This is a genomic window from bacterium, assembly GCA_036504735.1.
Taxonomy (GTDB): Bacteria; Electryoneota; RPQS01; order RPQS01; family RPQS01; genus DASXUQ01.
In genome coordinates this window covers 36,758-51,618 of the sequence record DASXUQ010000016.1, presented here as the reverse complement: position 1 = coordinate 51,618, position 14,861 = coordinate 36,758, and the positions used below count along the sequence as shown (strand labels likewise).

The 14,861-nt window shown below is 57.7% G+C and carries 11 protein-coding genes and 2 tRNA genes; 4 read left to right on the top strand and 9 right to left on the bottom strand.

Annotation, left to right across the window (positions count from 1 at the left end; translation table 11 throughout):
- Nucleotides 1-25: 25 nt before the first annotated feature.
- Together tyrS and smpB are read right to left on the bottom strand one after the other, a co-directional pair.
- Nucleotides 26-1,252: a tyrosine--tRNA ligase gene (tyrS, locus tag VGL38_12700; GenBank protein ID HEY3296278.1), complete on the bottom strand. Its 1,227-nt coding sequence runs from the start codon at nt 1,250-1,252 to the stop codon at nt 26-28.
- Nucleotides 1,249-1,725, bottom strand: coding sequence for an SsrA-binding protein SmpB (gene smpB / locus VGL38_12695; GenBank protein ID HEY3296277.1), 477 nt, complete (start codon nt 1,723-1,725; stop codon nt 1,249-1,251). The genes tyrS and smpB overlap by 4 nt, the downstream gene beginning before the upstream one ends.
- Before the next feature lie 165 nt (nt 1,726-1,890).
- Here smpB and VGL38_12690 point away from each other — a divergent pair.
- Nucleotides 1,891-1,977, top strand: a tRNA-Leu gene (locus tag VGL38_12690).
- 158 nt (nt 1,978-2,135) lie between these two features.
- Here VGL38_12690 and VGL38_12685 read toward each other — a convergent pair.
- From VGL38_12685 to VGL38_12670, 4 genes are all read right to left on the bottom strand, one after another.
- A complete protein-coding gene (locus VGL38_12685) occupies nt 2,136-2,624 on the bottom strand; it encodes a hypothetical protein (protein ID HEY3296276.1) in 489 nt (162 codons plus the stop codon).
- A 278-nt stretch (nt 2,625-2,902) separates the two neighbouring features.
- Nucleotides 2,903-2,976 (bottom strand) — tRNA-Arg (locus VGL38_12680).
- A 112-nt stretch (nt 2,977-3,088) separates the two neighbouring features.
- On the bottom strand, nt 3,089-4,759 hold the full coding sequence (locus VGL38_12675) for a methylmalonyl-CoA mutase family protein (GenBank protein HEY3296275.1): 1,671 nt from the start codon (nt 4,757-4,759) through the stop codon (nt 3,089-3,091).
- 72 nt (nt 4,760-4,831) lie between these two features.
- Nucleotides 4,832-5,302 (bottom strand): hypothetical protein, encoded by a 471-nt coding sequence (locus tag VGL38_12670; protein ID HEY3296274.1) that lies wholly within the window; start codon nt 5,300-5,302, stop codon nt 4,832-4,834.
- A gap of 549 nt (nt 5,303-5,851) precedes the next feature.
- On the opposite strand from VGL38_12670, the gene VGL38_12665 reads away from it, so the two are divergent.
- The 3 genes from VGL38_12665 (at nt 5,852) to VGL38_12655 (ending at nt 10,144) form a co-directional block, all read left to right on the top strand.
- Nucleotides 5,852-8,680 carry a hypothetical protein gene (locus tag VGL38_12665; GenBank protein ID HEY3296273.1) on the top strand — a complete coding sequence of 943 codons (2,829 nt, stop codon included), beginning with the start codon at nt 5,852-5,854 and terminating at the stop codon, nt 8,678-8,680.
- 180 nt (nt 8,681-8,860) lie between these two features.
- Nucleotides 8,861-9,916: a class I fructose-bisphosphate aldolase gene (locus tag VGL38_12660; protein HEY3296272.1), complete on the top strand. Its 1,056-nt coding sequence runs from the start codon at nt 8,861-8,863 to the stop codon at nt 9,914-9,916.
- Between the two features lie 9 nt (nt 9,917-9,925).
- Nucleotides 9,926-10,144, top strand: coding sequence for a Trm112 family protein (locus tag VGL38_12655; GenBank protein ID HEY3296271.1), 219 nt, complete (start codon nt 9,926-9,928; stop codon nt 10,142-10,144).
- Between the two features lie 115 nt (nt 10,145-10,259).
- Here VGL38_12655 and dinB read toward each other — a convergent pair whose 3' ends face one another.
- The 3 genes from dinB to VGL38_12640 all read right to left on the bottom strand — a co-directional run bounded on the left by dinB (nt 10,260) and on the right by VGL38_12640 (nt 14,802).
- A complete protein-coding gene (gene dinB / locus VGL38_12650; GenBank protein ID HEY3296270.1) occupies nt 10,260-11,495 on the bottom strand; it encodes a DNA polymerase IV in 1,236 nt (411 codons plus the stop codon).
- Nucleotides 11,496-11,499: 4 nt separating this feature from the next.
- Nucleotides 11,500-11,754: a hypothetical protein gene (locus tag VGL38_12645; GenBank protein HEY3296269.1), complete on the bottom strand. Its 255-nt coding sequence runs from the start codon at nt 11,752-11,754 to the stop codon at nt 11,500-11,502.
- Nucleotides 11,755-12,036: 282 nt separating this feature from the next.
- Nucleotides 12,037-14,802 (bottom strand): S8 family serine peptidase, encoded by a 2,766-nt coding sequence (locus tag VGL38_12640; protein ID HEY3296268.1) that lies wholly within the window; start codon nt 14,800-14,802, stop codon nt 12,037-12,039.
- Nucleotides 14,803-14,861: the final 59 nt, after the last annotated feature.

Below are 14,861 nucleotides of genomic sequence, written 5' to 3'. Positions count from 1 at the left end.
TGCCCGCATCTGGATTGCACTCCGATCATGCGGAAGGAATCAATCGCACAAAAAACCGCTTGCCGACCTTGAGCAGCACCGGCTTGTCGATGGTCACCCGCATCATCGGATCCGCCGCCTTCTCGCCATCCAATTGTACGCCGCCGCCTTCCATCAGGCGCCGGGCCTCGCCGTTGCTCTTGGCGCCGCCCGCATCTACAATCAGTTTTGCCAGCGGAATTTCACCATTAGCGAGCACCGCATACTCCGGCACGACATCGGGAATCTCCTTCTTCGAGAAGATCCGGTCGAACTCCGCTTCCGCCTGCTCCGCCGCTTCCTTCGAATGGTACAAGGCCACCAGTTCGCGGGCCAATCTGCGTTTAGGGTCGCGCGGATTGACCGTTCCATGCTTCAGATCGTCGGCTATCCGCTCAATCTCAGACGTTGCGACGTCCGTCGACAGCACAAAGTAAGAGACAATCAGATGGTCCGGAATCGACAGTGTCTTGCCGTAAATATCCTGCGCCGATTCGTTGATGCCGATGTAATTGCCCAGCGACTTCGACATCTTCTCCTTGCCATCCAACCCCACCAGCAGCGGCAGCATCATGCAGATCTGCGGCTCCTGCCCGAAATGCTCCTGCAACGTGCGCCCCAACAGCAGATTGAATTTCTGATCGGTGCCGCCCAGTTCCACGTCGGACTTCAGGCACACGGAATCGTACGCTTGCAATAGCGGGTAAAGGAATTCGAGAATCGCAATCGGCTGGTTGGACTTGAAACGCTTCTCAAAGTCATCCCGTTCCAGCATTCGCGCCACCGTGTAGTGGCTGGTCAGGCGCAAAAAATCGTACGGAGTCAGCGTGCCCAGCCACTCGGAGTTGAAGCGGATCTGCGTCTTCCGCGGATCGAGAATCTTGAACACCTGCTCGCGGTACGTCTGCGCGTTGCGCTCGATGTCCTCGTCACTCATGGGCGGACGGGTTTTGGAGCGGCCTGTCGGGTCCCCCACTCTGCCCGTAAAATCGCCGATCACAAACACCACCTGATGCCCCAGATCCTGAAACTGTCTCAGTTTGCGGATCGACACCGTGTGGCCGACATGCAAATCCGGTGCGGTAGGGTCGAAACCTTCCTTGATAGTCAGCGGCGTACGGGTGCGGAAAGACCTCTCCAGTTTGCGCTCGAGATCCTCGACCGAGATAATCTCCTCGGCTCCCCGCTGCAGAATGTCTAATTGCTCTTTGACCGGCGGAAACGTCATGTTCATCGGCTTATCTTTATGCGGCTTTTCACTTCACGGTCGAGTTCGCGCGCCATACGCGCCTCTTCCTTCTGCCGCCGTTTGTCATATTCCTTCTTGCCCTGCGCTACGGCAATCTCGGCCTTCAAATATGGCCCCTTAAAATAGAGCTGCAAGGGGATGATCGTGTTGCCCTTCTCCTCCACCTGCCGTCTGAGCTTGCGCAGTTCGTCGCCATGCAGCAGCAGTTTGCGGCGGCGGCGCTCTTCGTGCTCTGTGTAACCCCGGTCGCGGTACGCCCCGATAGACACATTGTACAGGAAGAGTTCGCCCTTATCAAACTGCGCATAGGAGTCCCTCAGACCCACGTGCCCCGCCCGCACCGACTTGACTTCCGTGCCGAGCAAAGCGAGCCCGGCCTCGTACCTCTGAATAATATGGTAGTCGTGCCAGGCCTTGCGGTTCTTCGCAACGGTTTTGAAGGGTTCCTTTTCTGCCATGAAAGAGGAAATTAAGGAGAATTTACTGGAAATGCAAGCAGATAGCCCCTCAGAGCCTCACTTCCGACAGCAAAACCTCACTTCGGTCCGCAGCCCTGACCCAGCCCAAATCCATCGCGGCGCTTGACAAACTCTCCGAAAAATCGTAGATTGCGGTTCTTCATCGCTGGAGTGGTGGAATTGGTAGACTCGCTAGGTTCAGGACCTAGTGCTCGCAAGGGCGTGCGGGTTCGAGTCCCGCCTCCAGCACCAAGGGCCTGATAATCAGGCATTTAAAAACCCGTCGGAGTACCCGACGGGTTTTTTGTGCTCGTTTTGCTTCCGAGGTGCCATGCACTCAGCGGGTGGCCTACAAAACAAAAGTGGCCGATGCCCCGGAGGCATCGGCCACTCCCAACTTCCAAAGCCTGTTACTTTCCAAGGCCAACGTTGATCACCGGGAAGAACGGCAGAAGGCCGCCCTTGTGGATGATATTCACCAGGCCAAGCTGCACGCCCGTCATCGACTCGCTGGTGTTGATGAAGCCGAGCTGCAAGCCAACCATGTGCTCCGTCGAATTGTAAAAGCCGTACTGAAGGCCGGTAAACGTGCCCTTGTCAAGGGTGATGAAATTCCACTGGAGACCCGCGCCGCCGCCATCCACCATGCCCACCAGCGATCCCTGCAGACCGGTCAACTTGCCCGTGGTCTTGGTGATCAGGCCCCAGTCCAACCCGGTGACATCCGTATTACGTCCGTAAAGCACGCTGATACGCAGACCGCCAACCGAAGTGTTGTTGCTGAAAAGCTGTAAAGGATCGACCAGCGAGAGCTGAATCGGCTTGTCCGCAGCCTGAACGGGCATAACGGCGAACACGGTGGCAACGAGCAGAACAAGAATCGTTAAAGAAGCCTTCATGAATTCACACCTCAGTTTTGGCAGTAATCCACCGCCATGTGTAGAAGGAAAACGGGACATCTCCTCGTCCCGACGAAATCAGGGATACGGTTTCATCACGGCTCATGCGTGAGCAGGACGATCCGCCACTTTCACTTCACAAATTAAGCAATCTGACCCCAACTTGTCAAGTGAAATGCACAAGCACCTGAAGTTTCGCGTCAGTCTCCACCAGGATTGCCCTTCTATGACAACCCTGCAAAACCAAAACAGAGGCCTAAGCCTCTGTTTTTCTTCAGTGCGCCCACCGCGACTCGAACGCGGAACCCCAAGCTTAGAAGGCTTGTGCTCTGTCCAGTTGAGCTATGGGCGCTGACAAATTGGAATGCTTGAATTTAGACTTAATTCTGGAATTGTCAAGTCTGGACATGGAAAAAGGCGGCCAATACAGCCGCCTTCCTGCAACATGCCTCTTCCCTGCCACCTTAAAAGGTCACCGGCTCCTCGTATTCCGAGTAGACTTCCTTCAAAATGTCCACCATCTCGCCCAGCGTACAGTACGCATGCGCGCCGGCAATCAGGTGCGGCATTACGTTTTCATTTTGACCGGCAGCCAGCTTGATGTTATCCAGACATTCCCGCGCCTTCGCCGCATCCCGCCGGTGGCGCAGAGCCTGTAACTTCTCGGATTGCGCGCGCTGAATTTCCGTCGCCTCGATCTTCAGCAGCGGAATCTCCAACTGCTCGCCTTCCATCTCATATTTGTTGACGCCCACAATCACGCGCTCGCCGCGGTCGATCTCCTGCTGATACGTAAACGCGGCTTTGGCGATCTCATGCTGAAAAAAGCCGCGCTCGATCCCGGCAATGACGCCGCCCATCGCCTCGATCTTCCGGAAGTAGTCTTCGGCTCCGTTCTCCATTGTGTCCGTCATCCACTCCACAAAGTAACTACCACCCAGCGGATCAATCGGCGCTCCGGCAAACACTTCATGGCGGATCACCTGCTGAGTACGCATTGCCAGCGTAACGGCCTTCTCGCTGGGCAAAGCCAGTGTTTCGTCCATGGAGTTGGTGTGCAGGCTCTGGGTGCCGCCCAGCACCGCCGCCAGGGCCTGCGTCGCCGTGCGGATCAGATTCACTTCCGGCTGCTGTGCCGTCAGGCTGCAGCCTGCCGTCTGGGTGTGGAAACGGCAGAGCATTGACCGCTCGCTCTTCGCGCCGTAATTCTCCTTCATGTGCCGCGCCCAGATCCGTCGCGCCGCGCGGAACTTGCCGATCTCTTCAAAAAAGTCCAGATGCGAATTGAAGAAGTGCGACAACCGCGGCGCAAACTCATCAATGTCCAGACCGCGCTTGATGGACTCTTCCACATAAGTAAATCCATCCGCCAGCGTGAAGGCCAGCTCCTGAATCGCCGTCGATCCCGCCTCGCGGATGTGATACCCGCTGATCGATACCGGATTCCATCGCGGCATCTGACGCGTGGCAAACTCAATCGTGTCCACCACCAGCTTTACGGACGGCTCCGGCGGATAAATGAACTCCTTCTGCGCGATGAATTCCTTCAGAATATCATTCTGCAGCGTCCCGCCGATCTGCTCGCGTTTCCACCCCTGATTCTCCGCCGCCGCAATAAAGAACGCCCAGATAATCGCCGCCGGTCCATTGATCGTCATCGACGTCGTAATCTTGCCGATAGGAATATCCTTGAACAGCGTCTCCATATCCTCCAGTGAGGCCACGGACACGCCGCACTTCCCGACTTCACCCAGCGACCACTCATTATCCGGATCGCGTCCCATCAGTGTCGGCAGGTCAAAGGCAACGGACAACCCTTCAGCGCCGTGCTCCATCAAATAGCGGTAGCGGGCGTTGGTCTCTTCCGGACTGGCAAATCCCGAGAACTGGCGCGTCGTCCACGGCTTGCCGCGATACATGGAGGAATGCACTCCCCGCGTAAACGGGTACTGCCCCGGAAAGCCGAGCTTCTCGTTGTACTCCTCGGCCTGAGCCGGATCTTCCGTCCAGGACAGTGGCGGCACCTCAAGACTTGAAGTCGTAACAAATCTCTTGCCGGATGGAACCCGTCCTTCAGTCTGGTATGCCTGCTCCCACTTGCGGCGCGCCGCCAGCAGTTTTTCGAGAGGTGTCATGCGTCCTGTTCCGTAAGTTCACCGTTTGTTCAGAATCTACAAATTTATCGGCATGGATGCAAGACCTTTCGATCATTTGATCCAGAAGGTAATACCAACTCCTCCCTGGATCTCGGCCTGTGTATCCGGTGCAAGTTGCATAGCAGGAACAACTTCGCCCCAAATGTCTACTACCGATTTGGGAATCCGATACTTGATACCCAGCGGGATCCGGGCACCAATCAGTCCATGAGAGTTGTGCGGCGTTGCCAGATAGCCGCCCAGACCATAAAACCACTTCCACTCCGGAGGCGAATCGCCCAAGCGGTTCATGATCTGATAGTCGGCGGCAACGAAAAACCAATCGCGTGTGGACCAAGCCGCAGTGACACTTAGAGAGGAACGGTTAGCCCAATAGAACTGTGCGTTGACACCTGAAGGCTCACCAAGGATAAGTCCCAAACCAAATTCATTGCGCGATTCCAATGATGCCGGGGCAGCAGCGTAAGCAGCGCCCGTCAGGAGCGCCAAAGTCATAGGGACAAGCAGCCATGTCTTCTTCAAGGTTCCGACCCTTTCAATGTTGTGACAGGAATAAGATCACAATTGTAACTATGATACACTTCAGACAGTTCCCCAGAATTGCTGTCCCGTAAAGTACCCAAGCCCGGTGAGCACGCCTCTCCAAGACCGCAATTTGGGGCGCGAAATGCGCGCGGCTCGACTTTATATCACTTGCTCGCGCCAACGCGCTCCTGACAAGGTCGAAAATTCGCCAAGAAGTGGGCAGATGCTGATAAAATAACGGTGTGGAGTATTCATCCGCGAACGCGCGGGTCATTATGGTTCTTGCGGCACTGGTCATGTTTTGATCAAGTTGTAGGGACCCGCGCCGTACCATGAAAGAATATTTTATGATCTGTGCAACACTTGTTGACAATGGGGCATTGCAGTGTTAAATTTCCATTGCTCCATAGCTGTGCTCCCTGTCTTGATCCCCTGCGGATCGACAGACTGCCTCTTTACCGATCTCACCCGATTTTGTACCTGAAGTTGATAAGAGCATAGTACGTTCGAATCGTCCACGTTAAGTAGACTGAATGGAGAAGAATTATGAGAAATTTTTGGATTCTTGTGTTGGGTCTGTTCATCCTGCCGGCCTTAGCGTTCGCGCAGTATGACACGCTGAAGTGCAATACCGATGGCGCTCCCGAATCGTTCTTTGGCGGCTGGGGCGCAAATGCGGAAGGGTACGTGAAACTCGTCCCGACCAGCGCTCAGTTCCGTCTTGATTCCATCAAGGTCTTCGGCTATCGCGCCAGTACCGCATACGCGGCCCAGTTGAATATCCGCATTGAAATCTTCTCCGCCACCGGAACCCCTCCTAATGGTGCGTGTGGCTGCACAACAGGCCCGGGCACGGTCCTGCGTCAGTATCCCAGCGCGACGGGAACTTTTGCCATGAACTGGGGAACAGCGGTTGGGACCAAGTGGTTCGCCTTCGCGGTTCCTCATGACACACTCGCAGGGGCGTTTATCGTCGGCATCAAGTACGTCTCCATCACAGGCACAGGAGCGTACCCGTCGATCCTGTGGGATAATGAGTCCACGCTGATCACGTGCTGCGACCAGTACTGGAATTATCAGGCTGCTGCCGGCATTCGTGACAATGAAGCCATGTTCACCACGACTCCCGGCCCGCAGTACATTCAGGCAAAAGGCTGGCGGATTGGCGCAGCGGCTCCCGGTCACTTGACCCTCGGCACGCTCGAAGGCATGGGTGGCGCCGCTCTCGATTCAACCGTCACCGATACCCTCGTACTCGGCAACTCGGGCGGCACCTCTCTCACCGTTCAGAGCATTGCCAGTGATCTTGCCTCTTTCACCACCGATCCGGTCGGCGCAGGAATCGTCATCGCGCCCGGTGCAACGCGCAAGCTCGGAGTGCATTTCACGCCTACGGTAGCCGGCGAAGATACGGCGACGTTGACCTTCACGGACAATGTCCCGAATTCTCAAGTCTCGACCAAGATGCTCTGGGGCCGCGGTATCTCCCACACCAATCTGCTGATTTACGAAAACTGGTGGAACGCCAACGGTAACGGCTGGCCGATCTATCGCTTCGGCAATGACACCAGCGCGGCTCAATGGGGCCTCTACTACAATGGCGGCCACAGCGACAATTTCTGCAACATCGCTCTTGGTCACCCCTACACCGCAGCCAGCGTTCCGCCAGTCGACGATGTGGTCCTTACCCCCTTCCTTCAGGCACCCGCCAGCCACAACATCCGCGTCAACTGGCGCGAGCAGACCCTCTTCCCCTCGTTCGTTTTCCTGCATGGCTTGGTGGTAGCGGACTCCGACACCAACGTCTACGTGCTGGATACACTGGGTCTGGCCAATACCACGCAGGAGTGGGCCGACTACCCGACGACGTGGTACATCAACGGGATTGACTCCGCCTTCCGCCGCTTCGAAGTCGGTTTCGAGTATGCCGGCACCGATGCCGACCTCTGGTATCTGGATGATATCAATGTCAGCGATGTTCCGCAGCTTCCGCCGTCCTTCACCATGGCCGATCCGCGCGGCGATGCCTTCGCCAGTGATCAGCAGATCACCGCCAGCGCCTTCGACGCCAACAGCGATCCGTTTACCATCACCGCTCACATCACGCCATTGAATGGCGTGGTGGCGAACTATCCGATGACGGAAACCCCCGCAGGCAGCGGTAACTTCTGTTTGAACTTCAGCGCCTTCCTGTCCGGCGCCGGCAGCTATAGTTATTACCTGACCGCGCAGGATGCTCACGGCTCCACACGCTGGCCGGTTGCGGGCACCTACACGTTCGAAGTGCAGACCGCGATGGGAGCGACCGAATTGACCCATCACAACGGCACTTGGACTAACGCGCATTACTACTTCAACCTCGCCAGTCTCGATGCCGAACGCTTCACTCCCGCTTCTTATCCCTTCGTGTTGACGGGCGCGAAAGTCGGCATCCTCAATGGCTGGCCCAATGCCGCCCATGAGCAGATTGAAGTCAAAGTGTTTGCCGGTGACGGCGCTGGCGGTCTTCCCGGAACCGAGCTTTACAGCCAGGTGACCGGTTCCATCGGCAATGTCTGCGGCGGGTACCCCGACACCACGTTTGCCAATCACTTCGCCAACGTGGTCTTCTTCCCGTCGGGACTCACCATTAACAGCGGCACCTTCTACATCGCCATTGGCAACCCCGCTACCGCGGTCGCTCCGGCAGTAGAAGGCTGGACTTTCGATTCCCTCGGCCACGGCACGACCTACGCGTTTGATGCCACCGCCGGCACGTGGGCTCTTCAGCCGGACAGCAACGGCACGCTTATGGTGAGTGCTATTGGCTTCAGTACGCCGGTTGCGCCGCACCTGGCCGTCTATCCGAACAACAGCAACACGGCGGCGATGATCTACGTGCAGGAAGCCGGCACCGGCGGCGCGCTGCCCTATCCGATGAATCTCTACGTGTCCAACCCTTGGACCGGCGCGCAGACCCTCGTCGCCGGCAGCCCGTTCACGGTGTCCCCGATTACATATGTCTACCCGGGAACGTCGCCAAACTACTTCTTCGGGAAGTTCCTTGCCAATCTGGTCAGCCTGTCGGTTCAGGTCCCGGAAACCATGCCGGTGCTCCCGACCAGCTCGCTGATTACGGCGGCAGACAACAGCATCCCGGTGCGTGCCGCTTCCGGTGTGCAGTCCTGTGACGTGAACACCCGGCCGTCCCCGGCCCCGCACGTTCCGAGCCTTGTCTTAAGGAACGACGCCACCGGCGAATCCACGCTGATTCCGTTCAGCAAGCGGTTGGGCAAGCCGACGTCGGTCAGCACCCTCCGTCCCGTTTCGAGCCCGGTCGGTCCGGTTCGCGAAAGCGTTACCAAGACCGGCTTTACGGAAGCTCGCGCTTTCTAAGGCACGATGATTGAAGTAGAACCGGGGCTGGAGGCATCTCCAGCCCCGGTTTTCGTTCCGGCGAACCGCTGCGACCGGGAAAGACCGCGAAACAAGACTTGATTTGACCATTTAGATGTGGTATATTCGCTTGCTAAGTAAGGCTGAACCATGTCCTGAACCAAATTCACGAGGGCAAAAATGTTAGCAAGAGTCCAAGAGGTCTTAGGGGCCGACGCTGACGGGCTTCTAACGTACCAGTGCAAGGGAATCCCCAAGGAGCAACTGCACCTTCCGGGACCGGATTTTGTGGATCGGGTGGTCTCCCTGAGTGACCGTCCGATTCCTGTGCTCAACAGCCTTCACCGTCTGTTCAATAATGGGCGGCTGGCCGGCACAGGCTATTTGTCCATTCTGCCCATTGATCAGGGCATCGAGCATTCCGGAGCGGCGTCGTTCTCTCCCAATCCCATCTACTTCGATCCCGAGAACATCGCCCGGCTGGCCATCGAAGGCGGCTGCAATGCCGTCGCATCGACCATGGGCGGCCTCGGATCCATCGCCCGCAAGTATGCGCACAAGATCCCCTTCATCGTCAAGCTCAACCACAACCAGCTTCTCACCTATCCGAACAGCTTCGACCAGATCGAGTTCGGCTCGGTCGAGCAGGCCTATGATCTGGGCGCTGCCGGTGTGGGCGCGACCATCTATTTCGGCTCCGACAACAGCGCGCGCCAGATTCAGGAAGTCCGCGTGATGTTCGAAGAAGCCCACCGCCTCGGCATGTTCACCGTGCTCTGGTGCTACCTGCGCAATGCGGCTTTCAAGGTCGAAGGCAAGGACTATCATGTCTCCGCCGATCTTTCCGGCCAGGCCAATCACCTTGGCGTGACCATCGCCGCCGACATCATCAAGCAGAAGGCTCCCGAGAACAGCGGCGGCTTTGCCGCGCTGAATTTCGACAAGGCCATTAAGAAGGCGATTCCCGAATCCCTCATGGCCAATCATCCTATCGACTGGACGCGCTGGCAAGTCGTCAACTGCTACATGGGCCGTCAGGGTCTCATCAATTCCGGCGGCGCTGCCGGGCAGAATGACCTCGCCGACGCCGTCCGCACCGCGATTATCAACAAGCGCGCCGGCGGCATGGGAATGATCAGCGGTCGCAAGGCCTTCCAGAAGCCGATGAAGACCGGCGTCGAACTGCTCAACGCCATTCAGGATGTGTACGCCGATCCCGCCGTTACGATTGCTTAAGGAGCGACCATGAACACCACTCTCGATCCCGAGTTCCTGAAGATTCTTGTCTGCCCCCTCTCCCACGCCCCGCTGGTGCAGGATGGAGATGCTCTGGTCTCCACCGATGCCAAAACCCGCCGGCGCTACCGCATCGTGGACGGCATCCCCAATCTCCTGATAGATGAGTCCGAGGAACTCAGCGAAGCCGAGTGGAAAACCATCATGGAGCGCTGCCTGAAAGAATAGGCAACTCCACATAGTTGAGACAGGAAAGCCCGGTCCATTGGATCGGGCTTTCCTGTCTCATAACGATCACGAAGTCTCGCGCTGCCCTGCCGTGCGCCTTCAGTCCCGTCTACACTCATGCCCTCAGCAGATTCGTAAAAAACGGATTGAACGTCTTCTTCTGCGACCTCGTGCGCGAGCCGTTCAGAAATGTGCCGCTGGCAAAGCCAATCGCGTCCTCGCCGAAACGCTGCTTGATGCTGTCGCAGGCGTCGCCAAGCAGTGACGGTGTATCCGGTGGAGCAAACAACTCCTGCTGCAGAATCTCCTCCGTAGACATCAGCCCCGCGAGATGCACCCCAATCAACCGCACCGGTTCTCCAGCCCGGTAACTCTCGTGGAACAGCTTTTCCACCACGGGGTAAATGTACATCTCGTGCTGCACATACTGCTTGAGTTTGTGGCCGTGCAGCACCGTCTCGAAGCCTTTGTAGCGGATCTTGACATTCACCACCTTCCCGGCCAGACCGGCGGCGCGCAGCCGCCGTGCCACCTTCTCGCACAGCAGATTCAGCCGACCCAGCAGAATCGCCTCATCGCTGTAATTCTGCCCAAAGGTGTGCTCATGTCCCATCGAGCGCTCCTGCGCATGCTCATGCGGCATGGCCACAGTGTCGTCCCCTTCACCCCGGGCAATGCGCACCAGTTCCTCGCCGAACTTCCCCATGCGGCGGCGCAGCACCTCCACGGGGAACGCCGCAAGCTGCCCCGCCGTGCGGATCCCGAAGGCCTCCAGTGTCCGTTGCGTGACCCTGCCTACGCCGTACAGATCACCTACCGGCATGTTCTGAAACACCGCCGCCACGCGCTCCGGCGGCAGATACGTGAAACCATCGGGCTTCTGCATTCCCGAAGCTACCTTAGCCACCAGCCGGTTTGCCCCTGCGCCAATCGTCGCGGTGATCTCTTCCCGCTCCTTGATGCGCTGCTTGATCTTCATCGCCAGCGCCTCCACCCCATGCTCCTTCCACACCACGTCAGTCATGTCCATATAGGCTTCATCCACCGAGACCGGCTCGACGCGATCCGTGAACTCCCGCAATAGAGCAAAGATGCGGCGCGACACATCGATGTACTTATCGCCGTTGGGCCGGACAAAAATTGCCTGCGGACACAGCCGGATCGCATCACTTGCGGGCATACCCGAGCGCACGCCAAAGCGGCGCGCCTCGTAGGTGCACGTGGTCACAATCCCGCGTCCCGATGGACTGCCGCCGATAATCACCGGCTTGCCGCGCAGATGCGGGTGATGCCGCAACTCCACCGCCGCGAAGAACTGATCCATGTCCAGATGGAAAATGAGCCTGGTCATCACGTCATCCCGCCAGAGAAACCTTTTCCAGCTTCCAGTCATGCATGTGCGCGTTATAAGCCAGATCATACACATCCGGCCCCTCACACATCACCGCAAAATGGTGGAACCGCACAGTCCCCTCTTCCACCGACCAGTTGCCGTTCACCCGGTCCACCCGGTACACCTTGTCCCGCCAGCGAAACTTCAGCGGCGACAACTTGCCCGATCTGAACAGGGCAATCACTTCTACCGATTCAAAAATCTCCTCGATGCGCATGGTCGGACCCGATTATCTAAATAAACAAGAACTAACCTAACAAAATCTGAACGCATGGTCTGAACCTACGTTCAGATGTAATATACGCCGCATTTCCCGCCTTGTCAATATTTCACATGCCTCCGGCTGTTTATTCCAATCCGTTGTTTATATGTTCACTAAGCGAGCAGCGGACAGATCCGGGCCGATGATTGCGCGGCAATGCCTCCGAATACCCGTCCGCATGCGAAAGGGCGGCCCTCGCGAGCCGCCCCTTCTGCATTCACTCTTCCAATTTCCGGCCTACTTCAGCAGCAGCATCTTCTGCGTGGCACTGAAGCCATCAGCCTGCAAATGCGCGAGGTACGTTCCACTGGCCAGATCGCTGCCATCAAAACTGACGTTATGCGATCCGGCAGGCATCGGACCATTCGCCAGCACCGCGACCTGGCGGCCCAGCATGTCGAAAATGGTCAGCGTGACCTTCGACGTGCGCGGCAGATCGAACGCCAGCGTGGTCGTAGGATTGAAGGGATTCGGATAGTTGGCATGCAGGGCAAATCCGGCAGGCAGCGTGGATGTCTGCCGCGGTTCCGCACCCGTCGCCGTTGCACCGAACCACTCCATCACATGATGAAGCACGGTGGAGTAATGAGTCGTGTTGGTCGCACCGCACGCCGCCTCAATGGCAAAGGCAAAGTAGGCGACTTTGTAGGTGTCATTGGCAAAACGCACCGCGCCGATACCGTCCGGATTCGCAGCCGTACCGTAATTGTAGATCGCTTCGCCGCCGTTCACCGGGGTGATCCGCGACGGATGAATATTGCCATTACCGCCGCAACCGCCGCCGATCAGCAGCAGCGTGGTGCCTTCGGAAATCGGATCACCGCTGATACCTACAAGGTTACGGCCACCCAGCGCCGACGCGGTCTGAGCGTGAAGATAATTCGAATAGAAGTTCGTCCCGGAAATATCCTGATCGATACCCTGGCCCGCCAGCAACAGACGCTTGCTGCCGCTGTCCAGCCACTGCGACAACATCGTCTGGTTGTCCGCCGTCAGCGTCGACGTGTTCTCGTTGCCGCATACCCAGATGATCACACCGTATTCCGCGATATTCGCCAGCGTCGGATCGCCGTCCGTGCGCACATTCCACGCATCGTAGTTGTAGTAGTAATCCGGCGTCGTCAAAGCGGTCATGAAGTAATTCTGGTACAGGTCATCGTCGTCATCGGCCACAACCAGCACCTGCGGGCGGCCGACGCGGATCGTGAACGTGCGATGGGCAATGAAGCCGCCGTCAGCGGTGATCGTCGCCGTCAGGGTCGACCAGTAAGCATTGGGAATGGCTCCCGCTGTAATCTGCACCGGACTGCCGGCGTTATCCGCCGTGGCGCCCGGAGCAAGAGAACTGATCGTGAACGAAGCGTTGGAGAGCTGCAGAGCCGGGTCATCGGTCGAAACCACAACCTGAACATTCTGGCCCACGGCCCATGCCGGATCATTGCGAACCGTGACCGTCAGGCTCGCCGTTTCGCCGCCTTCCAACCGGCCATCGTGATCCGTGTCACCCGTAAGCTGATTGTTGGTCACCGTCACATTCGGCCGCACGGCAGCCAAGGGCAGCATCGCGTCAATTCGGCCCATGCCGAAATACGCCGGGTTTTCACCCTCATTCTGAGCGCCAATGTCCTGGCAGTGCTGGAAGACAAAATCCACCAGTTCTGCATTGCTCATTTCCGGGAACAGCGACCACAACAGGGCAAACACGCCGGCCGCGTTGGGGCTGGCCATGGAGGTGCCGGGATACGCCGCATAACCGGGGATAACCGTCGACGTTACGCCATTGCCCGGGGAATAGAGATCGACCCACGTGCCACGGCACGAGAAGTAAGAAATATTATCGCCGTCATCTACCGAGCCGACACAGACGACGTTGGCGTCCGCGCCCGGATAGTGCAGGCGGATGGAATCCTGATTGTCACCGTCGTTGCCCGCCGCGCCGCACAGAATAGCTCCCTGATTCCAGCAGGACGTAATCGCCTGCTGCTCCGCGGGATTGTTGTACGTCGAGCCGTAGGACATATTGATGATGCGCGCGCCCTTCGTGACGGCCCACAGCATGCAATTGACCGCCGACGAACTGACGATCAAACCGCCTTGCCCATTGCTCGGCAAATAACCGGCGCGGGCGGCGATAACCTTCACGTTCCAATTGACGCCGGCCACGCCGTTGTTGTTGTTTCCGACGGCGCCCATGATCCCGGCCACATGCGTTCCATGATCACTGAGGCTGACCGGATCGTTGTCCTGCGTGTTGTCGCAGTCTTCACCCGGCGCGCACGGCGGATTGTTGATCGGTCCCTGTACGAAGTCCCAGCCCAGCAGGTCATCGATCTTGCCGTCGTGATCGTTATCTTCGCCATCGATATCGTTCTGATCGCCGGGATACGTCGTATCGGAGTAGGCAACGCTGTCGTTGGTGATGTCTTCACCCGGGTTGACCCACAGGTTGTCGTGAAGATCGTTATGCTTCCACCAGTTGCCGCCATCCACGGCGATACAGATAATATCCCGCGAACCCGTCGAGAATTCCCAAACGGCCGGGCAATGCATCAAGCGCTTGTCCCACTGGCTTCCCCAGAAAGAATCGTTCGGCGTGCGGTCGTAGGTATGCGACAGCAGATCGGGCTGCACGGTTTCGACATAAGGATTCTGCTCGAAATCGGCCATCATCTTCAGGATGTCGGTGTTGTCCGGGCAGAGCAGGATCATGGTGCGGTAGAAGTCCGGCGGGAAATCCAGCTTGTCCAGCGTCTCGTTGGGCACCATGCGGCGCATCTCGGTCACGTGATAGCGGGCAAGCAGTTCGTCGACTGCGGGAATGCCCACCGACACCACCTGACCGTTTCCATCTATCGGATTCAGGGAATGGCCCAGTTGGTCGGAAAAACCGACAATCAGCCGCCCCGATAAGTACTCGGCTCCGGTGTAATCGGTACCGGCCCACAGCAGCGCCGACCCGCTACATAATACACTCAACATCACAGCGATCAAATAACGCTTCATGAGACTTTCTCTCCTTCAGAGTAAACAGAAAAAGCTGCCGGTGATGGCGGCTTGGCAAA